General features: G+C 65.4%; 23 protein-coding genes and 3 pseudogenes. 11 read left to right on the forward strand and 15 right to left on the reverse strand.

Annotated elements, in window-relative coordinates:
• Positions 1-203: 203 nt before the first annotated feature.
• The 9 genes from typA to AVHM3334_RS15840 form a co-directional block, all read right to left on the reverse strand.
• The gene (gene typA, locus AVHM3334_RS15800; RefSeq protein ID WP_284413812.1) at positions 204-2,024 is read right to left on the reverse strand and encodes a translational GTPase TypA; all 1,821 of its coding nucleotides are present in this window, start codon (positions 2,022-2,024) and stop codon (positions 204-206) included.
• A complete protein-coding gene (gene truB / locus AVHM3334_RS15805) occupies positions 2,021-3,106 on the reverse strand; it encodes a tRNA pseudouridine(55) synthase TruB (RefSeq protein WP_284413813.1) in 1,086 nt (361 codons plus the stop codon). The genes typA and truB overlap by 4 nt, the downstream gene beginning before the upstream one ends.
• A gap of 2 nt (positions 3,107-3,108) precedes the next feature.
• A complete protein-coding gene (gene rbfA / locus AVHM3334_RS15810; protein WP_284413815.1) occupies positions 3,109-3,480 on the reverse strand; it encodes a 30S ribosome-binding factor RbfA in 372 nt (123 codons plus the stop codon).
• A 14-nt stretch (positions 3,481-3,494) separates the two neighbouring features.
• Entirely contained in the window at positions 3,495-6,347 is a 2,853-nt protein-coding gene (infB, locus tag AVHM3334_RS15815) for a translation initiation factor IF-2 (RefSeq protein ID WP_284413817.1), read from the reverse strand.
• Between the two features lie 23 nt (positions 6,348-6,370).
• The gene (gene nusA / locus AVHM3334_RS15820; protein ID WP_092744978.1) at positions 6,371-7,855 is read right to left on the reverse strand and encodes a transcription termination factor NusA; all 1,485 of its coding nucleotides are present in this window, start codon (positions 7,853-7,855) and stop codon (positions 6,371-6,373) included.
• A gap of 73 nt (positions 7,856-7,928) precedes the next feature.
• Positions 7,929-8,519: a ribosome maturation factor RimP gene (gene rimP, locus AVHM3334_RS15825; protein ID WP_284413819.1), complete on the reverse strand. Its 591-nt coding sequence runs from the start codon at positions 8,517-8,519 to the stop codon at positions 7,929-7,931.
• A gap of 245 nt (positions 8,520-8,764) precedes the next feature.
• Complete coding sequence (locus AVHM3334_RS15830; protein WP_284413821.1) at positions 8,765-9,154, reverse strand: thioredoxin family protein; 390 nt, start codon at positions 9,152-9,154, stop codon at positions 8,765-8,767.
• 18 nt (positions 9,155-9,172) lie between these two features.
• On the reverse strand, positions 9,173-10,456 hold the full coding sequence (locus AVHM3334_RS15835) for a c-type cytochrome (protein ID WP_284413823.1): 1,284 nt from the start codon (positions 10,454-10,456) through the stop codon (positions 9,173-9,175).
• Positions 10,453-11,184, reverse strand: coding sequence for a c-type cytochrome (locus AVHM3334_RS15840; protein WP_284413825.1), 732 nt, complete (start codon positions 11,182-11,184; stop codon positions 10,453-10,455). The genes AVHM3334_RS15835 and AVHM3334_RS15840 overlap by 4 nt, the downstream gene beginning before the upstream one ends.
• Before the next feature lie 262 nt (positions 11,185-11,446).
• On the opposite strand from AVHM3334_RS15840, the gene AVHM3334_RS15845 reads away from it, so the two are divergent.
• Entirely contained in the window at positions 11,447-12,913 is a 1,467-nt protein-coding gene (locus AVHM3334_RS15845; RefSeq protein WP_284413827.1) for an aminotransferase-like domain-containing protein, read from the forward strand.
• Between the two features lie 82 nt (positions 12,914-12,995).
• Here the strand turns inward: AVHM3334_RS15845 and AVHM3334_RS15850 are convergent.
• Positions 12,996-13,925 (reverse strand): annotated as a pseudogene (locus AVHM3334_RS15850) (alpha/beta hydrolase domain-containing protein); the annotation flags it as partial.
• Here AVHM3334_RS15850 and AVHM3334_RS15855 point away from each other — a divergent pair.
• Both AVHM3334_RS15855 and AVHM3334_RS15860 read left to right on the forward strand, forming a co-directional pair.
• Positions 13,918-14,073, forward strand: a pseudogene (locus AVHM3334_RS15855) (LysR substrate-binding domain-containing protein); the annotation flags it as partial. The pseudogenes AVHM3334_RS15850 and AVHM3334_RS15855 overlap by 8 nt on opposite strands.
• 60 nt (positions 14,074-14,133) lie before the next feature.
• A complete protein-coding gene (locus AVHM3334_RS15860) occupies positions 14,134-14,358 on the forward strand; it encodes a hypothetical protein (RefSeq protein WP_284413829.1) in 225 nt (74 codons plus the stop codon).
• 146 nt (positions 14,359-14,504) lie between these two features.
• Here AVHM3334_RS15860 and AVHM3334_RS15865 read toward each other — a convergent pair whose 3' ends face one another.
• On the reverse strand, positions 14,505-14,864 hold the full coding sequence (locus AVHM3334_RS15865; RefSeq protein WP_284413831.1) for a hypothetical protein: 360 nt from the start codon (positions 14,862-14,864) through the stop codon (positions 14,505-14,507).
• A 152-nt stretch (positions 14,865-15,016) separates the two neighbouring features.
• Here AVHM3334_RS15865 and AVHM3334_RS15870 point away from each other — a divergent pair, with 152 nt between their 5' ends.
• The 4 genes from AVHM3334_RS15870 (at position 15,017) to AVHM3334_RS15885 (ending at position 16,121) form a co-directional block, all read left to right on the forward strand.
• Positions 15,017-15,328 carry a hypothetical protein gene (locus AVHM3334_RS15870; RefSeq protein ID WP_284413833.1) on the forward strand — a complete coding sequence of 104 codons (312 nt, stop codon included), beginning with the start codon at positions 15,017-15,019 and terminating at the stop codon, positions 15,326-15,328.
• A 43-nt stretch (positions 15,329-15,371) separates the two neighbouring features.
• Positions 15,372-15,650: a hypothetical protein gene (locus AVHM3334_RS15875; protein WP_284413834.1), complete on the forward strand. Its 279-nt coding sequence runs from the start codon at positions 15,372-15,374 to the stop codon at positions 15,648-15,650.
• A 117-nt stretch (positions 15,651-15,767) separates the two neighbouring features.
• Positions 15,768-15,944 (forward strand): DUF3606 domain-containing protein, encoded by a 177-nt coding sequence (locus AVHM3334_RS15880; RefSeq protein WP_092744968.1) that lies wholly within the window; start codon positions 15,768-15,770, stop codon positions 15,942-15,944.
• 12 nt (positions 15,945-15,956) lie between these two features.
• Positions 15,957-16,121, forward strand: a complete 165-nt coding sequence (locus AVHM3334_RS15885) for a hypothetical protein (RefSeq protein ID WP_284413837.1) — start codon at positions 15,957-15,959, stop codon at positions 16,119-16,121.
• A gap of 283 nt (positions 16,122-16,404) precedes the next feature.
• On the opposite strand, the gene AVHM3334_RS15890 is transcribed toward AVHM3334_RS15885, so the two are convergent.
• Positions 16,405-17,034 (reverse strand): DUF4124 domain-containing protein, encoded by a 630-nt coding sequence (locus AVHM3334_RS15890; RefSeq protein WP_284413838.1) that lies wholly within the window; start codon positions 17,032-17,034, stop codon positions 16,405-16,407.
• 219 nt (positions 17,035-17,253) lie between these two features.
• On the opposite strand from AVHM3334_RS15890, the pseudogene AVHM3334_RS15895 reads away from it, so the two are divergent.
• Positions 17,254-17,751: pseudogene (locus AVHM3334_RS15895) on the forward strand (transposase); the annotation flags it as partial.
• Positions 17,752-18,037: 286 nt separating this feature from the next.
• On the opposite strand, the gene AVHM3334_RS15900 reads toward AVHM3334_RS15895, so the two are convergent.
• From AVHM3334_RS15900 to AVHM3334_RS15910, 3 genes are read right to left on the reverse strand one after another with little or no spacing between them, the layout of a single operon-like run.
• Entirely contained in the window at positions 18,038-18,766 is a 729-nt protein-coding gene (locus AVHM3334_RS15900; RefSeq protein ID WP_284413910.1) for an IS630 family transposase, read from the reverse strand.
• Positions 18,720-18,869, reverse strand: coding sequence for a hypothetical protein (locus tag AVHM3334_RS15905; protein ID WP_284413924.1), 150 nt, complete (start codon positions 18,867-18,869; stop codon positions 18,720-18,722). The genes AVHM3334_RS15900 and AVHM3334_RS15905 overlap by 47 nt, the downstream gene beginning before the upstream one ends.
• 20 nt (positions 18,870-18,889) lie before the next feature.
• Positions 18,890-19,798, reverse strand: a complete 909-nt coding sequence (locus AVHM3334_RS15910; protein WP_284413840.1) for a LysR family transcriptional regulator — start codon at positions 19,796-19,798, stop codon at positions 18,890-18,892.
• Between the two features lie 259 nt (positions 19,799-20,057).
• Between AVHM3334_RS15910 and amaB the strand changes: the two genes are divergently transcribed.
• From amaB to AVHM3334_RS15930, 3 genes are read left to right on the forward strand one after another with little or no spacing between them, the layout of a single operon-like run.
• Complete coding sequence (gene amaB, locus AVHM3334_RS15915; protein WP_284413842.1) at positions 20,058-21,629, forward strand: L-piperidine-6-carboxylate dehydrogenase; 1,572 nt, start codon at positions 20,058-20,060, stop codon at positions 21,627-21,629.
• 59 nt (positions 21,630-21,688) lie between these two features.
• Positions 21,689-23,587: an aminotransferase class I/II-fold pyridoxal phosphate-dependent enzyme gene (locus AVHM3334_RS15925; RefSeq protein WP_502869923.1), complete on the forward strand. Its 1,899-nt coding sequence runs from the start codon at positions 21,689-21,691 to the stop codon at positions 23,585-23,587.
• A 42-nt stretch (positions 23,588-23,629) separates the two neighbouring features.
• Entirely contained in the window at positions 23,630-25,357 is a 1,728-nt protein-coding gene (locus tag AVHM3334_RS15930) for a thiamine pyrophosphate-binding protein (RefSeq protein ID WP_284413844.1), read from the forward strand.
• Positions 25,358-25,415 lie beyond the last annotated feature (58 nt).

The raw sequence follows: 25,415 nt of genomic DNA on the forward strand, positions 1-25,415 counted from the left end.
CTTCCAATGTCAATCTGGCATTCTTATGGCTGTTCATCCGGTGGGATCCCTCTGTGACTCTGAAGCGTGTTAACTCCAGTTTCCCAGACCCATTCGGGTGAACAACCTATTGAGACATCACATCTAGCTGTGATGTCTCGCAAAAAAAGGCACCTCGCGGTGCCTTTCTTTCAATGGCCGGGGCTCATCAAACCCCTGCCAGATCAGCGCCCCGCGCGCTTGCGGTCGCTTTCCTTCAGGTGGCGCTTGCGCAGGCGCACCGACTTGGGCGTGATCTCGACCAGTTCGTCGTCCTCGATGAATTCCACGCCGTATTCCAGCGTGAGGTCGATCGGAGGCGTGATCTTGATCGCATCTTCCTTGCCGGACACGCGGAAATTGGTCAGCTGCTTGGTACGCGTGGCGTTCACCACCAGGTCGTTGTCGCGGCTGTGGATGCCGACGATCATGCCTTCGTACACCGGATCGTTCGCCTTCACGAACATGCGTCCGCGGTCGTCCAGCTTGCCCAGGGCGTAGGTGAAGATTTCACCGTCATCCATGGAAATCAGCACGCCATTCTTGCGGCCGCCGATCTCACCCTTGTGCGGCTCGTAGCTGTCGAAGATGTTGCTGATCAAGCCAGAGCCACGCGTCAGATTCAGGAACTCGTTCGTGAAGCCGATCAGGCCCCGCGCAGGAATGCGGTACTCCAGGCGTACGCGGCCACGGCCGTCCGGCTCCATGTTCACCAGCTCGCCCTTGCGTTCGCCCAGTGCCTGCATCACGCCGCCCTGGTGGGTTTCTTCGATGTCGGCAGTCACCAGCTCGATCGGCTCGTGCTTTTCGCCGTTGACGTCGCGGAACACGACGCGCGGCTTGGACACGGCCATCTCATAGCCTTCGCGGCGCATGTTTTCCAAGAGGATGGTCAGGTGCAATTCGCCACGGCCCATCACTTCGAAGATGCCTTCTTCGTCGGTTTCCTTCACGCGCAGGGCCACGTTGTGTTGCAGCTCCTTTTGCAGGCGGTCCCAGATCTGGCGGCTGGTCACGAACTTGCCTTCGCGACCGGCCAGGGGGCTGGTGTTCACGCAGAAGTTCATGGTCAGCGTGGGCTCGTCCACCTTGAGCATGGGCAGCGGCGATGGGTTGGCCGGGTCGGTCACGGTCACGCCGATACCGATGTCCTCGATCCCGTTGATCAGCACGATGTCGCCAGGGCCGGCCATCGGCGTCTGCATGCGATCCAGGCCCTGGAACGTCAGCACCTGGTTGACACGGCCCTTGACGGCCTTGCCATCGGGGCCTTCCATGACGACCACGTCCATCATGGGTTTGATCGTGCCCTGGCTGATGCGGCCCACGCCGATGCGGCCGACGAAGGTGGAGAAGTCCAGCGCCGAAATCTGCAATTGCAGTGGAGCGGTCGGATCACCCGAGTTCGGTGGAACGTGCTTCAGGATGGTGTTGAACAGGGCCGACATGTCGGGGCCCCACTGCTCGCCAGGCGCGCCCTCTTCCAGCGACGACCAGCCGTTGATGCCCGAGGCATACACCACGGGGAAGTCGAGCTGCTCGTCGGTGGCGCCCAGCTTGTCGAACAGGTCGAACGCGGCGTTCACGACCTTGTCGGGATTGGCACCGGGCTTGTCCACCTTGTTCACGACCAGGATGGGACGCAGGCCGAGGGCCAGCGCCTTCTTGGTCACGAAACGCGTCTGGGGCATGGGGCCCTCTTGCGCATCGATCAGCAGCACCACGCTGTCCACCATGGACAGCGCGCGCTCCACTTCACCGCCGAAGTCCGCGTGGCCCGGGGTATCGACGATGTTGATGTGGGTGCCTTCCCAGCTCACGGCGCAGTTCTTGGCCAGGATGGTGATGCCGCGCTCTTTTTCGATCGCGTTGTTGTCCATCACGGTGTCGACCACTTTTTCGTGGTCGGCGAAAGTGCCCGACTGGCGCAGCAGCTGGTCCACCATGGTGGTTTTGCCGTGGTCAACGTGCGCGATGATGGCGATGTTGCGGATTTGTTTGCTCATAGTGCTTCCAATATGCCGCGCTCTACCTGCGGCGTGCTTTCCAGAATCTGTTGAATTTCCAAAGGGCTGAGGAGCCGGTCGGGCACCAGTTCACCCGCGATGGTGTGGCCCACACCCAAAAGGGCATGGGGGTCGTCTCCGAACACTGCCACGGCGGGCGCGTCCGGCCAGGGGCCGCGGCGGCGCACGCCGGACAGAAACCGCCCGGCATTCTCGCTGTCCAGCGTGACACGCACATGCTGTGCCAGCAGGATCTCGGCCGGGTGCACGCAGGCCATGCGCTCGCTTTCGTCCATGGCCTCCAGCGCCGCCAGCGTGACGCAGCGCTCCACCCCGAGCCCCCCCGTATCGACACGCCGCAAGAAGGTGAGATGCGCGCCGCAACCGAGAGCGGCACCGATGTCTTCGCCCAGCGTGCGAATGTACGTGCCCTTGCTGCAGGTTACTATTATTTTGATAGCAAACTGCCCTAGTGTTTCTTGTGCCAGAGCCAGTTTCAATGCATGAATCGTGACGTCTCGCGCTTCGCGTTCGATGGCGATGCCGGCGCGTGCATATTCGTACAGCGCCTTGCCATCCTTCTTCAGGGCGCTGTGCATGGGCGGTACTTGGCGGATCGGGCCCGTGAACTGTCTTTGCACTTCGGCCAGGCGCTCGGGAGTGAGCTGCGCGGGATCGATCTCGCGCTGCGCCAGCACCTCGCCTTCGGCATCGCCGGTCGTGGTCGTGGTGCCCAGCAGGGCCATGGCTTCGTAGGTCTTGGGTGCGTCGAGCTGCAACTGGCTGAACTTGGTCGCCGCGCCGAAGCACAGCGGCAGTACGCCGGTCGCCAGCGGATCGAGGGTGCCGGTATGGCCTGCCTTTTCCGCGCGCAGCAGCCATTTCGCCTTTTGCAAAGCATCGTTGCTCGACAGACCCAGGGGCTTGTCCAGCAGCAGCACGCCGTGCACCGGACGCCGCTGGATCCTGACGCGGGCCGCGCGAGGCGCGCGCGCGTCAGCGCCACGCGGCGCTGGCGCTGCGTGCAAATCGCTGGCCCCCAAGGGGGCACTCGCTCCCTGGGGCGGCCCGTCGATGTGCATGTTCAGTCTTCTTGAGCGCGCGAGGAAACCGCCTTGGCGATCAAGGCGTTCATGTCGGCCGCACGTTCGGTCGTGCGGTCGTACACGAAGTGCAGCGTCGGCACCGTGTGGATGTGCAGGCGCTTGAACAGGCCGTTTCGCAGGAAACCGGCGGCTTGGTTCAATGCCACCTGCGTGGCTTCCGGGTCACCGATCAGCACGCTGAAAAAGACCTTGGCGTGCGCATAGTCGGGAGTCACCTCCACGGCCTGCAGCGTCACCATGCCCACGCGCGGATCTTTCAATTCGCGCGAGATCAGCTCCGTCAGATCGCGCTGGATCTGATCGGCGACCTTGAAACCGCGGTTGGGAGTGGAGGATTTCTTCGCAGCCATGTGTCGCCCACGCCTTACAGCGTCCGCGCGATTTCCTTGATGTCGAAGAACTCCAGCTGATCACCTTCTTTGATGTCGTTGTAGTTCTTGAGCTTGATACCGCACTCGAAGCCTTCTTTGACTTCCTTGACATCGTCCTTGAGGCGCTTGACCGAATCGACTTCGCCCGTGTAGACCACCACGTTCTCTCGCAGCAGGCGGAAGCGTGCGTTGCGATGGACCATGCCCGAGGTGATGTACGAACCCGCGATGGTTCCGATCTTCGTGGCCACGAACACCGTGCGGATCTCGGCCGTGCCGATGACTTCCTCGCGCTGCTCGGGGGCCAGCATGCCGGACATGGCGACCTTCAACTCGTCCACGGCGTCATAGATGATGCTGTAGTAGTGCAGATCGACGCCGTTGTTTTCGGCAGTCTTGCGCGCGCCGGCATCGGCACGCACGTTGAAACCGATCACGATGGCCTTGGAGGCGATCGCCAGGTTGATGTCGGATTCGCTGATGCCGCCCACGCCCGCATACACGAGCTGGACCTTGATCTCGTCCGTGGACAGCTTGAGCAGCGACTGCGACAGCGCTTCCTGGGAACCCTGTACGTCGGCCTTGACGATGATGGGCAGGTACTTGACCTCGCCCGCCGTCATGTCGGCGAACATATTTTCCAACTTGGCGGCTTGTTGCTTGGCCAGCTTGGTGTTGCGGAACTTGCCAGCGCGGTAGGTGGCGATTTCGCGGGCCCGGCGTTCGTCGCCCAGCACCATGAATTCGTCGCCGGCCTGCGGCACTTCCGTCAAGCCCTGGATCTCGACCGGAATCGATGGTCCGGCCGACTTCGCGACCTTGCCGTTTTCGTCCAGCATGGCGCGAACGCGGCCATAGGTCTGGCCTGCCAGCACCACATCGCCCACCTTCAGCGTACCGGACTGCACCAGCACCGTGGCCACCGGGCCGCGGCCCTTGTCCAGTTCGGCTTCGATCACGAGACCCTTGGCCATCGCATCGACCGGAGCGCGCAGTTCCAGCACTTCGGCCTGCAGCAGCACCTGTTCGAGCAGATCGTCGATGCCCATGCCGGTCTTGGAGGACACGGGCACGAATGGCGACTCGCCGCCGTATTCTTCTGGCACCACCTGCTCGGCCACCAGTTCTTGCTTGACGCGGTCGGGGTTGGCATCGGGCTTGTCGGCCTTGGTGATCGCAACCACGATCGGCACACCAGCCGCTTTCGCGTGCTTGATGGCTTCCTTGGTCTGGGGCATGACGCCGTCGTCCGCCGCCACCACGAGGATGACGATGTCGGTGGCCTGCGCACCGCGCGCCCGCATGGCGGTGAATGCCTCGTGGCCTGGGGTATCCAGGAACGAGATCATGCCGCGCGGCGTTTCCACGTGGTAGGCGCCGATGTGCTGCGTGATGCCGCCGGCTTCGCCCGCAGCCACCTTGGCACGGCGGATGTAATCCAGCAGCGAGGTCTTGCCATGGTCCACGTGGCCCATGACGGTCACCACAGGAGCACGCCAGACCGATTCGGCCTGTGCACCCGACACGTCGTCGTTGGTGAAGGCTTCCGGATCGTCCAGCGCCGCCACGACGGCCTTGTGGCCCATTTCTTCCACCACGATCATCGCGGTGTCCTGGTCCAGGGGCTGGTTGATGGTGACCATCTGGCCCATCTTCATGAGCGCCTTGATGACTTCGGACGCCTTGATCGACATCTTGTGCGCGAGTTCGGACACCGTGATGGTCTCCGGCACGTGCACTTCGATGATGCGGGTTTCCACCGGAGCGGACTGCTGGTGATGGTGGTGGTCGTCGCGCTCGTTGCGGCGTCCACGGGGGCCACCGCGCCAGTTGTTGCGACCCACGCCGCCACTGCTGTCGCCGCGCGTCTTGATTTCCTTCTTCTTGGCAGGATCGCCGGCCCAGCTGGACGACAGCTTGGCGGACTTGACTTCCTTGTTGCCACCGACAGGCGCAGCCGGTGCACGTGCACCTGGCGCAGTGACGGGCTTGTGAAGCGTGCCCTTCTTGGCATCGCCGGCAGGCTTGGCCACCGCGGCAGCGGCTGGCTTCGGTTCGTCCGGCTTCTTGGCCACGAGCACCTTCTTGGGCGCAGCCATCATCGCGCGAATCGCTTCGGCTTCGGCCAGTGCCTTGCGGCGGCGTTCGTCCAGGTCGGCGGCACGCGCGGTTTCCTCGGCCGCACGGGCCTTGGATTCAGCTTCGGCCTTGGCGCGGGCTTCGGCCTGCGCCGTCTGGCGTGCAACGGCTTCGGCGGCCTGCTCGCGAGAGGCTTCCTGCTTTTCAGCCTGCACCTGCGCCTTGCGGTTTTGCTCCTGGGCAGCGTAGGCGGCGGCGCGCTCTTCGGCTTCGCGTTCGCGCTGCTCGCGGGCTTCGCGTTCGCGGCGCTTTTCGTTCAGCTCGGCCTCCTGGTGGCCGATCAACTCGGCCTGGCGGCGCGCTTCTTCCTCGCGGCGCACCAAGTCCTGGGACTCGGCGGAGATCGCGGTGTCAGCGGCTTCCGAAGCCTCGTCGGCTCCAGCGTCGGAGACGCCCTCGCCCCCTTCGTCGCGCTTGATGAAGGTGCGCTTCTTGCGCACTTCCACCTGGATCGTGCGCGCCTTGCCGGTGGCATCGGCTTGCTTGATTTCGCTCGTGGATTTTTTCGTCAAGGTGATCTTCTTGCGATCGGCCGAGGCGGTGCCGTGGCTGGCCTGCAGGAACGCCAGCAGCTTTTGCTTGTCCGTCTCGGTCAGAGCATCGGTCGGGGCGGCCTTGGCCACTCCGGCAGACTTCAACTGGTCGAGCAGGGTTTCCGGCGATTTCTTGAGTTCGTTGGCGAACTCGGCGACTGTATTACTGGACATATTTGGTTCGTACCTCCCCTGACCTACTCTTGCCCCGCGAACCAATGTTCGCGCGCCTTCATGATCAAGGCTTTGGCTTCTTCTTCAGACTGGCCGGTCAGGGCGGTCAGTTCGTCAAGGCCTAAGTCGGCCAGATCATCCCGGGTGTTCACGCCGCCTTCGGCGAGCTTGCCGATCAACTCGGGCGTTAGGCCCTCGAGATCGCGCAGGTTCTGCGAAACGCCGTCCACGCTTTCCTCTCGGGCAATTTCCATGGTGAGCAGCGCATCCTTGGCACGGGCGCGCAGTTCATTCACGGTTTCCTCGTCGAAGCTTTCGATCTCCAGCATTTCCTGCAGCGGCACGTAGGCCACTTCTTCGAGGCTGGCAAAGCCTTCCTCGATCAGGATGTTGGCGATTTCTTCGTCCACATCGAGCTTTTCCATGAACAGCTTGCGGGCCGTGTCGGTCTCGTTGGCCTGCTTTTGCGCGCTTTCAGCGGCGTCCATGATGTTGATTTTCCAACCCGTGAGGTCGGAAGCCAGGCGCACGTTCTGTCCGCCGCGGCCGATGGCGATGGCGAGGTTCTCCTCGTCCACCACCACATCCATGGCGTGTTTTTCTTCGTCCACCACGATGGAAGAAACGTTGGCCGGTGCCAGGGCGCCGATCACGAACTGCGCGGGGTCTTCAGACCACAGCACGATGTCCACACGCTCGCCCGCCAGTTCGTTGGTGACGGCATTGACACGGGTGCCACGCACGCCCACGCAGGTCCCGATGGGGTCCACGCGCTTGTCATGCGACAGCACCGCGATCTTGGCGCGGCTGCCGGAGTCCCGGGCACAGCTTTTGATTTCCAGCAGGCCCTGTTCGATCTCGGGCACTTCGTTGCGGAACAGCTCGATCATGAACTCGGGCGCAGAGCGCGAGAGGATGATGGGTGCGCCGCGCAGCGTGAGGTCGACTTCCATGATCATGGCCCGCACGCGGTCACCGTTGCGCAGGTTTTCCTTGGGGATCATTTCGGAGCGGCGCAGGCGGCCTTCCACACGGCCCGACTCGACGATGATGTCGCCCTTGTCCATGCGCTTGACCGTGCCGGTGAAAATCTTCTCGCCGCGCGACATGAAGTCGTTCAGCAGCATCTCGCGCTCGGCGTCGCGGATCTTTTGCAGGATGACCTGCTTGGCGGCCATGGCACCGATGCGGCCGATCGGCACGGAGTCGACGCCTTCCTCGATGTACTCGCCCACCTCGATGTCGGCGATGCGCTCCTTGGCATCCATCAGGAGTTCTTCGGCTTCGGGATTTTGCAGGCCTGCGTCGTCGGGCACGACGAGCCAGCGGCGGAAAGTCTCGTAGTTGCCGCTGTCACGGTCGATGGCGACACGGATGTCCACTTCGCCCTGGTACAGCTTCTTCGTGGCCTGGGCGAGGGCCAATTCCACGGCGCCAAAGACCACATCGCGTTCCACGTTCTTTTCACGCGAAATGGCTTCAACCAACATCAACAGTTCGCGATTCATGCGACGACTCTCCTATTTCAATCTCTTGAAGGCCCCGCGCAGAGCGCGTCAACCTTTGCATTTGTTCGGTGTGTCAGGCCTGGGCGGGCCCGTTTTTCGATCCCCGCCCCTTGAAATCGACGATGGACGCAAGGCGCGCATCGCGCAATTCGTCCAGCGTGAAGCCCATCGCCTGCAGCGGCGCAGGAACGCGTTTTTTACTCACTCTCTGCCCGGGCTTCACGGGCGGTTCTTCCCTCCACACGACCTGCCAGCCGCCTGCTTCGGTGCGCTCCAGCGTGCCTCGGAATTTCTTGCGATTGGCGTTGACCTGCCCGCCCCCGGCTTCGCCGATGGGGGCCTTGAGCGTGAGGTCGACCATGTGGCCGGCAAAACGAATGAAGTCCTGCTCGTGGCGCAGTGGCCGATCGATGCCGGGCGAGGAAACTTCCAGCCGCTTGTACTCCGCGCCATCGACTTCCAGCGCGAACTGCAGCTGGCGCGTGACTTTTTCGCAGTCTTCGACGGTGATGAACTGCTCGGGCAGCACGGGCTCGCCCTCCACGGGCGCCTGCCAAGGCAAATCGATGGTGATGCGCAGCAGGCCACCGGCGGAGCGTTCAATCTCCACCAGGTCATAGCCCAGCCCGGTCACGGTTTGTTCGACGATCTGCTGCAATGCCACGTGTTGTTCTGTTCAGTATCCAGAAGTACAAAAAACCCGATAACCACCTAGGATCTTCCAGGGCAGCTTCGAGCTCCAAAAGCGAACGGCCAAAAAAAACGGGCGGTGGGTACCCGCCCGTTTGGCCGTGAAGCCCGGATTGTAGCCTGTCGCGCGCTGCTTTGCAAAGGCGGCGGCATGCAATTTGCATTGGCGCCACGGTCTGCCTGCTTTGCGGCGGCGAGAGCAGCGCTGCCGTGCGATGGCTAGGGCCGGGCCGCGCGAATCCGCTCCATCAATGCCTGGGCTTGGGGGTCACGCGCGCTCGATGGCGGCGGCGATTGCGACGAAAGGCTGTCCAGCAGCCGGGTCAGCACGCCCGGTTGAGGCAGCAACGGGCCGAGAAACCGCGCGCTGTCAGGGTCGGAAATGAGCAGGGTGGGAAACGTTTCCACATCCAGGTCGCCGGCCAAGTCTTCTTCGTCTTCGATGTCCACCCACAGGAAACGGGCCTGCGGATGGGCCTTCGCCATCGCGTCGAATACGCCCTGGTAGTCACGGCACACGCCGCACCAGCCAGCGCACAGGCAGACGACCCACCAGCCTTGGGTCGCATCAAAGGATGCGGTGTCGAGAGAAGCAGCCGGTTCTTGCATGGGATGGATGGGGAAGGCTCAAGGACTGCGCCCCTCTCGGGCGCGATAGACGTCCATCGTACCCACACCGGCCGCCCGGTTGCCCCATGTGTTGCGCACATAGGTCGAAACGGAGGCCACTTCTTCGTCGCTCAGGGCCTGCCGAAACGGCGGCATTCCGAAGGGGCGCGGGTTTCCGGCGGTGGTGGGCGGATAGCCGCCCAGCAGCACCATCCTGATCAGATTGGTCGGGTTTTCCATCATGACCGCGCGATTGCCTGCGAGTGGGGGAAAGGCGCCGGCCCGGCCATCGCCCTTCTCGCCGTGGCATTGCGCGCACTGCTGGGCATACACCGTGCCGCCGCGCGCCATGGAGGACGCAGAAGGTGCCTCGGCCACCGGCGCCTGGCGCTCGTGCGCTGGCAGCGCGCGCAGATAGACCGCAATGGCCCGCAGGTCGGCATCGTCCAGGTATTGCGTGCTGCGAAACACCACCTCCGCCATCGGCCCGATGACCGATCCACGCGGGGCCACACCAGTGCGCAGCAGCGCCATCACTTCATCCTGCGTCCAACCCGCCACGCCTGCCTCGGTGGGGGCGTTGAGCGCTGGCGCATACCAGTTCTGCACCGGGATCAACCCGCCGCGGAAGGCGCGCGATTCGCTCGTTGCACCGAAAGCATTGCGCGGGCTGTGGCAGGCGGCGCAGTGGCCCAGCCCCTGCACCAGATAAGCCCCGCGATTCCAGTCGGCCGATTGCTGCGGGTCCGGTTCCAGCGCACCCGGCCGAAAGAAGAGCGCGCGCCAGCCCGCCAGCGCCGCCTGCGTGCTGAAGGGGAACGCCAAAGCATGCGGCGTATTGGGTCGCTGCACAGGCGGCAGGCTGCGCAGATAGGCGTAGATCGCGTCGGAATCGTCCCGCGTGACATGGGTGTAGTTGGGGTACGGAAAGGCCGGGTAAAGCAGGCGCCCGTTCCGGGACCGGCCGTTGTGCATGGCGCGCCAGAACTCCGCTGCAGTCCACTGGCCGATCCCTGTGGAGACATCGGGCGTCAGGTTGCTGGCAAACACCACGCCGAAGGGCGTTTCCACGCCGCGGCCACCGGCAAAGGGCGCCCCGCCCTGCGCCGTGTGGCAGGACATGCAGTTGCCGGCGCGGGCCAGATATTCCCCCCGCCGTACCACCTGCGCCGTGCCCTGGGCCAGAGGACTGTCCTGCGGCGGCAAAGGCGCCTCGTCGCGCAGATTGAGAAACACCACCGCTGCACAGGCCGCGGCGGCCAGCAGCACCAGTACCGCCAACGCTTTCAAAAGGCGGCTCATCGTGAGACTCCTGCATTCGCTGCGGCGGCAGGCTTGCGGGGAGCGGCCATATCGGTCACGCCTCCGCAGGCCATCGGCAGCCCGGCAGGCAGCGCGGTGGCGGGCTTGGCCGTGCCCTGCACCGGCTGCGACGACAGCCATGCGTTGACTGCGCTCACGTCTTGCGGCGTGAGTTGCCGCGCCACATGGGCCATGCAGTCGGGGGCCTGCGCGCGCCGCTGCCCGGTCTGCCAGGCACCGATCTGGCTGTTGAGGTAATCGCGTGGCAGGCCCAGCAGACCCGGAATGGAAGGAGCAACGCCCGTCATGGCTGCGCCGTGGCATTGCACGCAGGCCGGAATGCCCCGTGCCGGGTCGCCCTCCCGCACCAGGGCCCGGCCTCGCTCCAGCGCGGAAGGCGACGCCTTGGGCGCAAGCGGTGGCGGATACGGCAGGTCCAGCATGGCGAAATGCGCGGCGATCTCGCGCAGGTAGTCGTCAGTCATGTGCTCGAGCAGGTACGACATCTGCGGATAGCTGCGGCGGCCATCGCGGAAATTGAGCAGTTGGTGATAGAGATAGCCCGCAGGCTTGCCGGCGATGCGCGGAAAGTAGCCCTCTTGCGTGGCCCGCCCTTCCCTGCCGTGGCAGGCCGTGCACGCCAGAACGCGATCGCCCAACCCGGCATTCGGCAGTTCGCCGGGCAACCGCGCGTCGGCGGGCGCTGCAGCGGCGGATGGTGCGGCCATGGTTATAACCATGGCCAACAGCGCGGCTGGCAGACCGTGGCGCAAGGCTGAGCGTGCGATGCCTCTCAACGGGGCCAGGCCGCGAATTTTGTTTTTTGGTGCCATGGCAAGACTCTACGCACACGCCTTAAAACAGTACAGATTCAGTTTGCCCGCAAAAATACGGATCAGTTGCATGCTGCCGACCCGGAGCCCTTCAAGGAGCACCACCGCTTGGCAGGACTTCGAGCCCACAACCCCTGGATTGCCGCCCTGCCCCACCATGAAACGCTACGAACGCCACGCCGACGCCCTGGCCCAACTGATCCACAGCGGCGCCTTGCGCGCCGGCGACCGCATGCCGTCGGTGCGGGAAACCAGCCGGACCCGCGGCATCAGTCCTTCGACCGTGTTCGCGGCCTATGACCTGCTGGAAGCCCAGGGCCTGGTCCATGCCCGGCCGCGCTCGGGCTATTACGTGAGCCATCGGCAGCCGTCCGCCACGGAACGCGTCCCGGCCGAACCGCAGCCCTCGGCGCCGCGCGATGGCTCCCACGGGGTGGAGATCAGCAATTTGGTGTTCGAAGTGCTGGGTTCGGCGCGTGACCCGCACCTCGTGCCGCTGGGATCGGCCTTTCCCGGGCCCGAGCTTTTTCCGCTGGCGCGGCTGGCGCGCTGCCTGTCCAGCGGCATGCGGCGACTGGACCCGGCCGCCATCGTGCAAAGCCTGGCGCCGGGCGACGAGCGGCTGCGCCAGCAGATCGCCCTGCGCTACGGCCTGCACGGCATGGCGGTGGACGCTGCCGAGATCGTGACCACCAACGGCGCGATGGAAGCGCTCAACCTGTGCCTGGAGGCCATCACGCAGCCGGGTGACATCGTGGTGCTGGAGTCGCCCACCTTCTATGCGGCGCTGCAGGCGCTGGAGCGGTTGCGCCTGCGTGCCGTGGAAATCACCACGCACCCGCGCGAAGGCATCGATCTGGCCGCCCTGGAGCGCGCGCTGGGCACGCACCCGGTGAAGGCCTGCTGGCTGATGCCCACCTTCCAGAATCCGCTGGGCAGCACCATGCCCGCGGAGCGCAAGCAAGCGCTGGTGGCGCTGCTCGCCCGCCACCGCGTCCCGTTGATCGAAGACGACGTGTACGGCGAACTGCATTTCGCCCCGCGCCGGCCGCCGCCCGCCAAGGCGTTCGATACCGAAGGCCTGGTCCTGCATTGCAGTTCGTTCAGCAAATGCCTGGCGCCCGGCTACCGCGTGGGCTGGATGGCCGCAGGCCGCTTTGCGGGCGCGGTGCAGCGCCTGAAACTGATGACCACGCTCTCGACCGCCACGCCATCGCAGCAGGCGCTGTCGGAATACCTGGACCAGGGCGGCTACGACCGGCACTTGCGCCAGCTGCGCGGCACGCTGGCGCAGCAGCAGGCGCGCGCACTCGCGTTGATCGCGCAGCACTTTCCGCCCGGCACGCGCGTGTCGCGGCCCGAGGGCGGATATTTTCTGTGGGTGGAACTGCCGCCCCCGGTGGATGCGCTGGCCCTGCACCGGGCGGCGCAAGGCCAGGGCATCAGCCTGGCACCAGGCCAGGTGTTCTCGACCGATCGTCGCTTTTCGCACTGCGTGCGCATCAACTACGGCCACCCGGCGGCAGCGCGTTTCGATGACGCTTTGCGTACCGTCGGGGCGCTGGGCTGTGCCCTCGGCACCACCAGCCACGGCATCACCGAAAGCCGATTGCTATCAAATTAATAGCTACTCAACCAATGAATATTGCGGCAGTGGCACTTTTCGATCCAAGCCTTCGCCGCAGCGTCCCTCTGCCCTTCATCCGTCAGGGAAGCACCGCAGACGCTTTGGCCTTCGCCACCAGCACATCCGCATCGCGGCGCAGCAGCAGGCGCCCCGCCACCAGCGAGTCCGCGGCCTGGGTGACTGCCGCCACATAGCCGGCCTGCGTGCCGTACAGATCCTCCAGCGAGGGCCGCGCATCGCCCGCCGCCAAACGCGCTGCACGCGTCTTGTGAAAGGGAATGAAGCTGCCCGTGAGGTTCGACAGATCGGTGATGCCCGGCGTGGCCACGTAGTTGAACTCGATGCTCGTGCCCAGCGGGGCGCGCGCCTCGACGCTCTGAATCCCGGCGCGGGCCAGGCCCTTGGCCGGGTCCACCTGCGGCACCAGGATGGCGTAGTCGCGGCCCACGGCGCGCGGCGGCTGCAGGGTGGCGATGCCGGCTTCATCCTGCGGGATATATTGCGGCCCGAAGTCGAGCAGCGAGAAGCCGTTGTAGCGCGCGAGGTAGTTGAAAGCCGGGATCGCGGTCGGCGTGCCGCCCACATTCCAGGTCAGGCCCCGCATGGCCGGGTACACCAGCTTGGCGGGGGGCACGAGCGTGCCATCGGCCACCTTGGGCACCTGGCTGGCTGGCGGTTCGGTGCCGCGCACCACCCAGTCCTCCAGCGCGATGAAAAGTGCGCGGAAAGTGTCGGTGAAATGCACCACCGTGCCGGCAGGGTAGAGGTTGCGCGTGGGTGCGTAGCTGATGCTCTCGGTGCCGCCCGCGCCGCCGTGCTGGGTGCTGGCGTAGTAGTAGATGCGCGCATTGGCGGGCTGTGCGATGTCGCGCTGGCCGTTGGCATCGGTCAGCACCGGCGAACCCTGCAGCTGCCAGAACTCGGTGCCCGACAGGCCAAGGAAGAACTTCGGGCAGGTATCGGTGGCGGCGCAGCGCTTCATCACCCCGCCCTGGCGGCCGCTCACCTTCTTTCACTTCGACCAGCCGGACTTGGTGACGCGGCCTTTGTCGCTACCGGGCCTGACGCGACAGATCTACCTCGTGCGACGAAGAGACCGCAGCCTGTCGATGGCGGCCCAGGCCATGTATGCACTGGTGATGGAACACCGTCCCTGACGCCCCGACCCGGCACGGGGCATAAAACAATTTGCTATATTTTTAATAGCAAAAAATGCCATGGATGCTGCGGTGGCGGCCTATTTGGTTGATGAAGAATATTCACTCAATGGTGCGGAGGCGGTTCCTGCACCGGACGATCCCCCTCGCCTGGCGGAGGCTCTTCAACCGGAGGCAAGGGCAACCACCCAGGCTGCGGCGGCGTATCCGGAGGCAGTTGCGGGTTCGCAGGGTTGGGAACGGGAACAGAAGATGCTTGCATCGAAAGACCTCTGGTTGAATTGAAAGGTTGAAAACTGCGGGGGATCGCTCACCAGTTCCAGGGCATTCCAAGGCGGCGAAACGGATGCACAACGGATGCGCGGGCAAGTTTCTCCACGAGCGCGAGGACAGCGAGCGAGCGTGTTCTTGGGCCGCGCCAAGCCTGAAGACTATTTCGTCTTCGCTCGGTCTTCCAGCTCGCCAATCACTTCGGCGCCTTGGCGGGACGACAGCCTGGGCTCCTTGTGGGCCTCGCCACCGTAATCCAGGCCGAGGCCCCGCGCAGAACCCGAGGCATCGACTGCTGCAATCGGCCCGGTGGGATGTTCATGAAGGGGATCTTCCGCAGCCCGGTTGGCATAACTGGATTCATCCCCACCAGAGCCGAAGCGCCGCGCGCTGCCGCCATCACCCTGGTTTTCCCCGTCCACCACACCGCTGCCACGGGAGTCATCACGCATGCCGTACAGCTTGAAATGGCCCTGGTCGCGCTGGCGATCCCGCTCGGGCGTCAATTTGTCATGTGCCATTTTTTCGCTCCTGAAAAGGAAGCTGTCAGCCTAGGCGCAGCTTTGCGCCATGGGTGTAGGACCAGTGCTTTCGAAGCCTGGAGACAAAAAACCGGATGGACATCGCCCAAAAATACTGTAAATTCATACAGCATCAACCAACGGAGCACCCCATGGAAACGGAAGAACTCACCTACACCGTCACCCTGCGCGATTACCCCGAAGCCCTGCCCGAGCGCGAGCGCTCCGGAGCGGAACGGCGTTATGCCAAGGCCCTGGACAAAGCGTTCGGCTCCGCGGCCCAGGTCGCAGCGGCACTGGACACCTTGCGCAGTCTGGAAGAGTCGCCGCCCGAAGTCGTTGCCCCCGCAGACCTTGCGCTGCTGCGGCACTGGGGCAAGGCCAGCACCACCGCGCGCCAGGCAGCCTTTCAGGGTTTGGGCGAGGCCGAGGGCGCGTATTTCGACGTGCACCTTGCCGGGTGAATCGCCGTTGCTGCCCGAGCTTTTGACAGACGCCGTCCTGCCCATGGGCCTCGATCAAATCGCCATCGCGCTGCTGGGGGCTGCTGCGGCCTGGCTTTCACAGTCGCGCCACGAAGAGCGGCGCCGCTGGGCCTGCGTCTTCGGCCTGCTCGGCCAGCCCTTCTGGTTCTATGCCAGCTGGAAGGCGGGCCAGTGGGGCATCTTCGCCGTCAGCGTGCTTTACATGGGCGCATGGCTTCGTGGTGTGTGGATCCATTGGCTGACTCCACCTGCGCCGCAAGGCATCGCCACCATCCAGTTGACGCCGCAGCGCAGGCCATGAAGCGCGCGGGCACCGTGTGGCATTGAGTCACCGGCGGTCCTGCCGCAATCGTCCTACGCAGTCGTCCCGCACGCCGGTCCTAGCATGGGCGCTCGCAGTTTAACCAGGAGCTAAACGATGCCGGACGACGCCACGAAAACCGCCGAAGACCGCAGGCTCATAAGCCTCTCCGAAGACTACGAAATCCGCGACTGGATGCGGTCCCTGAACTGCACCGAAGAAGAGTTGCGCGCCGCCGTGAAGGCCGTGGGCAATTCGGCGCAGGCCGTTCGCTCGTATCTCGCAAACCGTTAGACGGAGATGACCATGTGGGAAGAACCGATCGGAAAAATGGCAGACCTGCGCCAAGTCTGCATGCCGGAGTCACTGGCCGACCTGGCAGAGAAGACGCCATTCTTGCAGTGGCAGCAAGCGGATGAAGCAAGGGTGCAACTGAGCCATGCGGACGTGCCGGCCCGGCAACTTTCATAAGGGAAAGGGAGGCGAGAGCGAACCCTTTCATCCGCATCAAAGGTGCTGAAGGATGGGGCGTGGCTGGCATTGTCATCAATGCGCCACTTTCCGCTCAGCGGGACGAAGGGCTTGCCATACGCGCCTAAGATTGCGCTGCCGACACTCCCTGTCGACACCTCCCTTTCTTGCTCTTGCGCAAGTTTCAGCCCGCCTCGTGCGGGCTGCATTTTTTGTGCGGTGAGCTGTCACTCCACAGCGCTGAATCCTTCAGCTGCCCTCTATGCGAGGGAGTAGAACACCCTCACTGGCACGTCCAGGTTTTGCCCACGCCGGTGCACATCTGACCGTCGGGCGCCGCTAGAACATTGGACCCATTGCGCCCATACGCCGCGCCTTGTTCGTCATAGCAGAACTTGTCTTCACAACGGGTGATCACGATCTGCCGGACCACGCGGGGCGGCGGTTCTTGAAGGAGTGGCGTGTTCGTTCCGCAAGCCGCATTGACACCGCTGATGGCCCCATTCATGCGTGACCGTTTCTCGGTGTCAGACAAGGTGCGAATGCTGGACACGAACTCCAGCTCCTTCTGCGCCGCACGGCAATCGGGGCGGTTTTGCGCCACAGTAATGGGCGCCATTGCAGTACCCGAGCGAGAACTCACGCCTGGCACGGGTGGTTCTGTGGACTGCAGCGCATTGCGTTGCCGGGCCTGAGCGGCCTCAGCCCGCTCCTGCTGCACGGTTTCTGCGGGCTTTCGCTGTTCGAGCTGAGCCGCCGCCTGATCCGCAGCGCACGGCTGGTCGGAATAAGTGAGGTGACCTTTTGCGTCCGAACAGCGGTGCACCTGAGCCGTGGCCGAAAGAGTCCAACTGCACAGCAGCGCTGCCGCGATGAAAAATCCCTTTGATTTCATACCGCCTCCTTTGTGCAAACTCTAGCACCGCGAGGCGACGAGATCCGCGCAGGCCACTTCACACGTTAGGCGGCCTCGATCGACCGGCAACGGAGCCGACGGGCGCACTCTTGAGTCCGTCCTGAACAACTCGCAAGTCGTTGATCCTGCTTGCAGTTCTTGGGGTTGATGGCCGCAGCCTTTGCAAGGTATGGTTTTGCCAATACCTGTTTTCTTGCAAATTCCTCCGGAGATTCCATGGGTCCGAAGCCTTCGCAGCCGCAAACGGCCGAGTTGTTCCGTCCAAGGTTGGACGAGTTGATCAACATGCGTCACCCGCTGGTCAAGCTGGCCGCACTGATCGACTGGGCCGAGATCGAGCGCACCTTCGCAGCTTCTTTCACGTCCGCACGAGGCCGACCCGCGTTGCCGCCGCGGCTGGTGGCTGGGCTGCTGTACCTGCAGCACGCCTTCGATGCCTCTGACGAGGCAGTGGTGAACACCTGGGTGGAGAACCCGTACTGGCAGTTCTTGTGTGGCGAGACCTACCTGCAGACCGAGGCGCCCATCGACCCGTCCAGCCTGACGCGCTGGAGAAAGCGCGTTGGAGAGGAAGGCGTGCAGACGCTGCTGGCGGCCAGCATCGAGGCCGCCCGGCGCGGTGGCGTCGTGCGTGCCTCCAGCGTGGACAGTGTGATCGTGGACACGACCGTCATGCCCAAGGCCATCGCCCATCCCACCGACAGCCGGCTGCTGTCACCGACCGCCATATAGGAGCCAGTCCGTGATCGGCATGTAGGAGCCAGTTGCGGATCGGCATATTGGAGCCACCGCTGCTGACGACTCTCCTTCGCGCATGCGCTGTACGGCCAGCATGCGCATTTCTTCCAACACATTGTGGGCCAGGGTGCGTCCGTCTCGTTTCATGCCGTCAATGAAAGCACCGATCGCCGCACTGCGCAAGAGAGTGTTCTCTAAGTTACTGACTTATGAGTAATTCATGCCGGATCAATAATATTGATCCGGCATGAATAAACTTGAATCAGGCGGCATACCGGACCGGTTCGTGTTCAAAGTAGCTCTTGATGCGTTCAGGCTTTCGCTGAACGCTGCGCAAATGCCTCGCGGTGGCCTTGACCAACTGCAACTTCGTGCGCGCCGGGGCGAGCTTCGTGACGGCCTGCTTGAGGTCGGCGTTGGCCATCTCGTTCGGGTTGAGCTGCGGGCTGTAGCTGGGCATCTCGTCGCCCCAATGGATATCGGCGCCCTCGACCTTGGCGCACGCGGCGATCACAGGGTATTCCTCTTCAAGCCACTTTTTCACCGCCGCGGGCGACTGCTCGTAGGCCTTCTTCATGGGCTTTTGCGGCCTGAAGCCCCAGCGCGCCAAGTACAACCCCATCGTGCGCACCGGCAGCCGAACGCCAAAGCGCTGCTCGATGAGTTCGCCCACCGCCGCACGAGTCCACAGCGCGTACGACATCTTCAGCTGATCGGGCGTCTTGTCGGTGATCAGCTTGCGCACCGCCGCCTCCTGGGCCGCGTCCAGCCGTCGCCCTTCGCCCAGCTTGCGGCCACCGGGCGCGCCCTGCAGCGCACGGGCGCCGGTGGCTTCGTGGCGCTTGACGATGTCGAACACGCCGGTGCGGCTCAGGCCCGTCTGCGCCGCAATTTCGTCGTACGTGCGACCCGCCTTGCGCAGGCGAATCACTTGCACGCGTCTTTCATGCCGCGCTTCGCGCGACAGCGATCTCATGTCGGTTGCTTTCATCATCCATACATGATGGCTCATTCAAAAAATTCAAGATTATTATTGCCGGATCAATAATCATTTTTATAAAGCCGGCGGGCGTGTCGGCAATGGCGCGGATCATGCAAGCAGCCTGCTCGCCATCTACCTTTTCCCTTTTACGCCCCCACTCTCCCCCACCACCCAATCCCTGAACGCCTTCACCAAAGGCGCTTCCGCCCGCGTCTCCGGATACACCAGGTAATACGCATCGCCACTGGTCAGCACCGTATCCGACAGCTCCACCAGGCTCCCTGCCGCCAGCTCCGGCTCGATCAAGAACCGGGGCAGCAGCGCCGCCCCCAGCCCCGACACCGCTGCCTGCGCGATCATGGCGAACTGCTCGTGCCGTGGGCCGCGCAGCGCAAGGCTGGTCGGGGCGCCCACCCGCTCGAACCATTCCGACCACTGCGTGGGCCGGGTGCTCTGCTGCAGCAGCACCACGCGCGCCAGGTCTTGCGGGGTGTGGATGCCGTGCTGGCTTCGGTAGCCCGGGCTGCATACGGGCACGACTTCTTCATGCATGAGGTATTCGCACACCGCGCCGGCCCAGTGGGGTGTGCCGAAATGAATCGCGGCGTCGAACGGGGTGCCGGCAAAGTCGAACGGCTCGGACCGCGCCGCAAAATTGACCGTCACGTCCGGGTGCAGCGCCATGAAGCCGCCCAGGCGCGGGATGAGCCAGCGGGTGCCCAGGGTGGGCAGCACGGCCAGGTTGAGCAGGTCGTCGGTGCTGCTGAAGGCCATGGCTTTTTGCGTGATGGCCGACAGTTGCTGCAGCACGCCCTGCAGGTCGGCGGCATAGACGCGGCCGGCGTCGGTGAGCACCACGCGCTGGCGCACGCGGTGGAACAGGGCGGTGCCCAGTTGCGCCTCCAGCTGGCGGATCTGGCGCGAGACGGCGCTTTGGGTCAGGTGCAGTTCTTCGGCCGCGCGCGAGACGCTGCGGTGGCGGGCGGCGGCTTCGAAGGCCAGCAGATCGGCCATGGAGGGGAGAAAGGCGCGGCGCAGCATGGTGGTGGTGTGGCAGTGACGGGTGAGCGGGTTGTGACGGTGGCAAGAGCGGCACGGCCAATGGTCATGCGCCGGGGGAATGACTGCAAAAATGCCGCTGGCCGCCAGCGCAGATTCAAGTAGGGCGAGGGTTTTTACCCATTTGCAGTTTGATTCCATTTTGGCATCAAGTCGTTCCAATTTTTTGCTATGCAGGGCCGGGGGATTGGCGGATATTGGCGCATCCCCCCATCGTTCGTTTTCGACTGCGAGCCCTGCCATGTCTTCCAACGCTGCCAGCCCCTCTCCCGCCACGCCCGCCCACCCTGCCGCCCCGGTCGCGGCCGGGGTCGAACAACTGCTGCAGCGCCTGGGCGTGCCGCGCTCGGCCTACGCGGGCGGCAGCCTGCCGGTGCGCTCGCCGATCACGGGCGAGGCCATCGGCGCGGTGCCGCAGCACAGCGCGGCCGACGCCACGGCGGCCATCGGGCGGGCGCATGCGGCGTTCCAGGTGTGGCGCAACGTGCCGGCGCCACGCCGGGGCGAGCTGGTGCGCCTGCTGGGCGAAGAGCTGCGCGCGGCCAAGGCCGACCTGGGCCTGCTGGTGACCATCGAGGCGGGCAAGGTGCCGTCCGAAGGGCTGGGTGAGGTGCAGGAGATGATCGACATCTGCGACTTCGCCGTGGGCCTGTCGCGCCAGCTGTACGGCTTGACGATCGCCACCGAGCGCCCCGGCCACCGCATGATGGAAACGTGGCACCCGCTGGGAGTTTGCGGCGTGATCTCGGCGTTCAATTTTCCGGTGGCGGTGTGGTCGTGGAACGCGGCCCTGGCCCTGGTGTGCGGCGATCCGGTGGTATGGAAGCCGTCGGAGAAAACCCCGCTCACGGCGCTGGCCACGCATGCGATCGCCCAGCGCGCCATCGCCCGCTTCGGCGCCGATGCACCCGAGGGGTTGCTGGAGCTGATCGTGGGCCAGCGCGACCTGGGCGAGGTGCTGGTGGATGACGCCCGCGTGCCGGTGCTGTCGGCCACCGGGTCCACGGCCATGGGCCGCGCGGTGGCCCCGCGCCTGGCGGCGCGCTTTGCGCGCGGCATTCTGGAGCTGGGCGGTAACAACGCGGCCATCGTGGCGCCCACGGCGGACCTGAAACTGGCCCTGCGCGGCATCGCCTTCGCAGCCATGGGCACGGCGGGCCAGCGCTGCACCACGCTGCGCCGGCTGTTCATGCACGAAAGCATCTACGACCAGTTCGTGCCCCAGCTGGCCAAGGTGTATGCCAGCGTACAGGTGGGCGACCCGCGCACGCCGGGCACCCTGGTGGGCCCGCTGATCGACCGGCCGGCCTTCGATGGCATGCAAAAAGCGCTGGAGCAATGCCGCGCGCTGGGCGCCCAGGTGCATGGGGGCGAGCGGGTGCAAGGCATTGCGGGCAGCGAGGCGTATTACGTGCGCCCCGCGCTGGTGGAGCTGCAAAAGCACGAAGGCCCGGCACTGCACGAGACCTTCGCACCCATTCTGTACGTGGTGCGCTACGGCACGCTGGACGAGGCGATCGCCATGAACAACGCGGTGGGCGCGGGCCTGTCGTCGTCCATCTTCACGCTGAACGTGCGCGAGGCGGAGCAGTTCATGTCGGTGGCAGGTTCGGACTGCGGCATTGCCAACGTGAACATCGGCCCGAGCGGCGCCGAGATCGGCGGGGCTTTCGGTGGCGAGAAGGAAACCGGCGGCGGGCGCGAGGCGGGCTCGGACAGCTGGAAGGCCTACATGCGCCGCGCGACCAACACCATCAACTATTCCACCGCCCTGCCACTGGCGCAGGGCGTGACCTTCGACATCGCCGATTGAGCGATCGGCCGCGGCGCACCGGATCGAATCCGGTGCTGGCCGGCACGGCTGCGGCCGCAATGGCCTTTTTCTGGTGCGCTGGCGCCGCTGCGCAGACGTCCGCACCGCCCGCCGCCGCTTCGGCGCAGCAGCCCACGCTGGAGAAGATCAAGGCCGCCGGCAAGGTGGTGCTGGGCGTGCGCGAGGCCTCGCCGCCCATGGCCTATGCCCTGGGGGCGAACGAGAAGTTCGTGGGCTACCACGTGGAACTGTGCGAGCGCGTGATGAAGGAGATCGCGCCGCAGGCCCGGCTCGAATACATGGCGATCACGGCGCAGAACACCCTGGCGCTGGTGCAGAACGGCACGGTCGATATCGGCTGCGGCCCCACCACCAACAACACGGCGCGCCAGCAGCAGGTGGCCTTTGCCGTGACCACCTACGTGAGCGAGGTGCGCATGGCGGTGAGCGCGGATTCGGATTTGAACTCGGTGAACCAGCTGGGCGGGCGTGGACGGCTTGCTGATCCGGCTGATGCAGACGGGCGAGCTGGAAAAGATCTACGCCAAGTGGTTCACCAGCCCGATCCCGCCACGCAACCTGAGCCTGAACCTGCCCATGAGCGGCACGCTGCGGCAATTGATCGCAGCGCCCAACGACAAGCCGCTGGAGGCGTACCTCAAGTGACCGCCACCACCGCCGCTACCAGCGCCACCACGGCCAATACCGCCATGGACACCCCCCTGGCCACCGGCGCGGCCACGGCCACGGCCGGCGCCTTCGTGCCAGCGCAGCGCATCGCCGCGCTGGGCGTGTCGCCGATCCTGCGCATCACGGACCATGCCAATGCGCTCAAGCGCTCGGGCCGCCCGGTGATCGTGCTGGGTGCGGGCGAGCCCGACTTCGACACACCCGACCACATCGTGGAAGCGGCCCGCAAGGCGCTGGCGCGCGGAGAGACCCGCTACACGGTGCTGGACGGCAGCCCGGCCATGAAGGACGCCGTGCGCGAGAAGTTCCGGCGCGACAACGGCCTTCACTTTGCGCGGGAAGAGATCACCTTGGGCACGGGCGCCAAGCAGGTGCTCTACAACGCGTTCATGGCCACGCTGAACCCGGGCGACGAGGTGATCCTGCCGGCGCCGTACTGGTCGTCGTATGCCGACGTGGTGACCATTGCGGGCGGTGTGCCGGTGACGGTGCCGTGCACCGAGGCGGACGGGTTCCGGCTGACGGCGGCAGCGCTGGAGGCGGCCATCACGCCGCGCACGCGCTGGCTGCTGCTCAACTCGCCCTCCAATCCCACCGGGGCCGCCTACGGTGCCGCGCAACTGCGCCCGCTGCTGGACGTGCTGCTGCGCCACCCGCAGGTGTGGCTGATGTCGGACGACATTTACGAACACATCCTGTATGACGGCGCGCCCTTCGCCACGCCGGCCGCACTGGAGCCGCGCCTGCAGGGCCGGTGCCTCACGGTGAACGGCGTATCCAAGGCCTATGCCATGACGGGCTGGCGCATCGGCTTTGCCGGCGGCCCGCGCGAGCTGATCGCCGCCATGGCGGTGGTGCAGAGCCAGTGCACCTCTTGCCCCTCGTCCATCAGCCAGGCGGCGGCGATCGAGGCGCTGACCGGGCCGCAGGCCATCGTGGCCGAGCGCTGCGCGGATTTCCAGGCCCGCCGCGACTTCGTGGTGCAGGCGCTGAACCAGACCCCCGGCCTGCATTGCCGCATGCCCGAGGGCGCCTTCTATACCTACGCCAGTTGCGCTGGTACGCTGGGCCGCACCACGCCGGGCGGCGTGCTGCTGAAGACCGACGTGGATTTTTGCAAGTACCTGCTGGCCGAGTACGAGGTGGCCGTGGTGCCGGGCACGTACTTCGGGCTGGCGCCGTATTTCCGGGTTTCGTATGCGACGTCGATGGCGCATTTGCGCGAGGCCTGCCAGCGCATCCAGGCGGCCTGCGCTGCATTGCGCTGACGGCATCGCTTTTCTTTCTCCAACGCTTCGGATCGACGTGCCATGAGTTCAACGACCCCCTCCCACCCCTCCACCACCTCCGCCACCTCCGGCCCGACATCGCGCACGGGCGGCCAGGTCCTGGTGGACCAGCTCCTCCTGCACGGCGTGCAGCAGCTCTTTTGCGTGCCCGGCGAAAGCTACCTGGCGGTGCTGGACGCACTGCACGACGCGCAGATCGCCGTCACCGTGTGCCGCCAGGAAGGCGGCGCGGCCATGATGGCCGAGGCGCAGGGCAAGCTCACCGGGCAGCCGGGCATCTGCTTCGTGACACGCGGGCCGGGGGTGACGAATGCGTCGGCCGGCATCCACATCGCGCACCAGGATTCGACGCCGCTCATCGTGTTCGTGGGCCAGGTCGCGCGCGGTGCGCTGGGGCGCGAGGCGTTTCAGGAGCTGGACTACCGAGCCGTGTTCGGCACCATGGCCAAGTGGGTGGTGCAGATCGAAGACGCGGCGCGCGTGCCCGAGCTGGTGTCGCGCGCCTTCCACGTCGCCACGTCGGGCCGCCCCGGCCCGGTGGTGGTGGCCCTGCCCGAAGACATGCTGACCGATGCCGTGCAGGTGGCCGACGCCCTGCCCTACACCGTGCCGGAGACGCACCCGGGCACTGCCGCGCTGCAGGAACTGGCCGAGCGCCTGGCCGCCGCCGAGCGCCCCGTGGCGATCCTCGGAGGCAGCCGCTGGTCCGAGCAGGCGGTGCGGGACTTCGTGGCGTTCGCCCAAGCGTGGTCGCTGCCGGTGTATTGCTCGTTCCGCCGGCAGATGCTGTTCCCGGCCAGCCATGACAACTATGGCGGCGACCTGGGCCTGGGCGTGAACCCCAAGCTGTTGGCACGCATCCGCGCGAGCGATCTGGTGCTGGTGGTGGGCGGGCGGCTGTCGGAGATTCCGTCGCAAGGCTACGAGCTGTTCGACATTCCCGTGCCCGCGCAGCCCATGGTGCATGTGCACGCCGATGCGAACGAGCTGGGCCGGCTGTACCGGGCCACGCAGTCGATCCACGCCACGCCGCAGGCCTTTGCCGGCGCGCTGGCCGGCCTGCGCCCCGCCGCCGCCGTGCGCTGGGCCGCGCACACACAGGCCGCGCGCGCCGAGTACCTGGCCTGGAGCGACCCGGACCCGATCCGCATTCCCGGCCCGCTGCAGATGGGCGAGGTGATGCGCCACCTGCGCGAGGTGCTGCCGGCCGATGCGATCTTCTGCAACGGTGCGGGCAACTTCGCCACCTGGGTGCACCGCTTCTGGCCCTTCACCACCTATGCGAGCCAACTGGCCCCCACCAGCGGATCGATGGGCTACGGCCTGCCGGCCGGCGTGGGCGCCAAGCGGCTGTGGCCGCAGCGCGAGGTGGTGGTGTTCTCGGGCGACGGCGACTTTCTGATGCACGGGCAGGAGTTCGCCACCGCCGTGCAATACGGCCTGCCCCTGATCGTGGTGCTGCTGGACAACGCCATGTACGGCACCATCCGCATGCACCAGGAGCGCGAATACCCGGGCCGCGTGAGCGCCACCCAGTTGAAGAACCCGGATTTCAAAGCCTATGCGGTGGCCTTCGGCGGGCATGGCGAACGGGTGGAGACGACGGCGGACTTCGCCCCGGCCCTGGCCCGTGCGCGGGCCAGCGGCCTGCCCTGCGTGCTGCACTGCCTGCTTGACCCTGAGGCGATCACGCCCACGGGCACGCTGCAGGGCATTCGCAACGCGGCGCAGGCACGCAAGCCGGGCTAGAGCCGCTCAGGCCGGGCGGGTTGCAACGGGTTGCGAGGGCAACCTGCCGGCCCGCTTT

Source organism: Acidovorax sp. SUPP3334, assembly GCF_030159055.1.
Lineage (GTDB): Bacteria > Pseudomonadota > Gammaproteobacteria > Burkholderiales > Burkholderiaceae_C > Paracidovorax.

Coding starts and splice junctions, on each gene's coding strand:
- AVHM3334_RS15865 (WP_284413831.1), bottom strand. CDS start 14,864: ATGGCACATGACAAATTGACGCCCGAGCGGGATCGCCAGCGCGACCAG.
- AVHM3334_RS15840 (WP_284413825.1), bottom strand. CDS start 11,184: ATGGCCGCACCATCCGCCGCTGCAGCGCCCGCCGACGCGCGGTTGCCC.
- rbfA (WP_284413815.1), bottom strand. CDS start 3,480: ATGGCTGCGAAGAAATCCTCCACTCCCAACCGCGGTTTCAAGGTCGCC.
- AVHM3334_RS15880 (WP_092744968.1), top strand. CDS start 15,768: ATGCCGGACGACGCCACGAAAACCGCCGAAGACCGCAGGCTCATAAGC.
- AVHM3334_RS15845 (WP_284413827.1), top strand. CDS start 11,447: ATGAAACGCTACGAACGCCACGCCGACGCCCTGGCCCAACTGATCCAC.
- AVHM3334_RS15910 (WP_284413840.1), bottom strand. CDS start 19,798: ATGCTGCGCCGCGCCTTTCTCCCCTCCATGGCCGATCTGCTGGCCTTC.
- AVHM3334_RS15925 (WP_502869923.1), top strand. CDS start 21,689: ATGGCCTTTTTCTGGTGCGCTGGCGCCGCTGCGCAGACGTCCGCACCG.
- AVHM3334_RS15905 (WP_284413924.1), bottom strand. CDS start 18,869: ATGATCCGCGCCATTGCCGACACGCCCGCCGGCTTTATAAAAATGATT.
- AVHM3334_RS15875 (WP_284413834.1), top strand. CDS start 15,372: ATGGGCCTCGATCAAATCGCCATCGCGCTGCTGGGGGCTGCTGCGGCC.
- truB (WP_284413813.1), bottom strand. CDS start 3,106: ATGCACATCGACGGGCCGCCCCAGGGAGCGAGTGCCCCCTTGGGGGCC.
- AVHM3334_RS15930 (WP_284413844.1), top strand. CDS start 23,630: ATGAGTTCAACGACCCCCTCCCACCCCTCCACCACCTCCGCCACCTCC.
- typA (WP_284413812.1), bottom strand. CDS start 2,024: ATGAGCAAACAAATCCGCAACATCGCCATCATCGCGCACGTTGACCAC.
- AVHM3334_RS15830 (WP_284413821.1), bottom strand. CDS start 9,154: ATGCAAGAACCGGCTGCTTCTCTCGACACCGCATCCTTTGATGCGACC.
- infB (WP_284413817.1), bottom strand. CDS start 6,347: ATGTCCAGTAATACAGTCGCCGAGTTCGCCAACGAACTCAAGAAATCG.
- AVHM3334_RS15900 (WP_284413910.1), bottom strand. CDS start 18,766: ATGAAAGCAACCGACATGAGATCGCTGTCGCGCGAAGCGCGGCATGAA.
- AVHM3334_RS15870 (WP_284413833.1), top strand. CDS start 15,017: ATGGAAACGGAAGAACTCACCTACACCGTCACCCTGCGCGATTACCCC.
- AVHM3334_RS15835 (WP_284413823.1), bottom strand. CDS start 10,456: ATGAGCCGCCTTTTGAAAGCGTTGGCGGTACTGGTGCTGCTGGCCGCC.
- AVHM3334_RS15860 (WP_284413829.1), top strand. CDS start 14,134: ATGGATGCTGCGGTGGCGGCCTATTTGGTTGATGAAGAATATTCACTC.
- amaB (WP_284413842.1), top strand. CDS start 20,058: ATGTCTTCCAACGCTGCCAGCCCCTCTCCCGCCACGCCCGCCCACCCT.
- nusA (WP_092744978.1), bottom strand. CDS start 7,855: ATGAATCGCGAACTGTTGATGTTGGTTGAAGCCATTTCGCGTGAAAAG.
- AVHM3334_RS15885 (WP_284413837.1), top strand. CDS start 15,957: ATGTGGGAAGAACCGATCGGAAAAATGGCAGACCTGCGCCAAGTCTGC.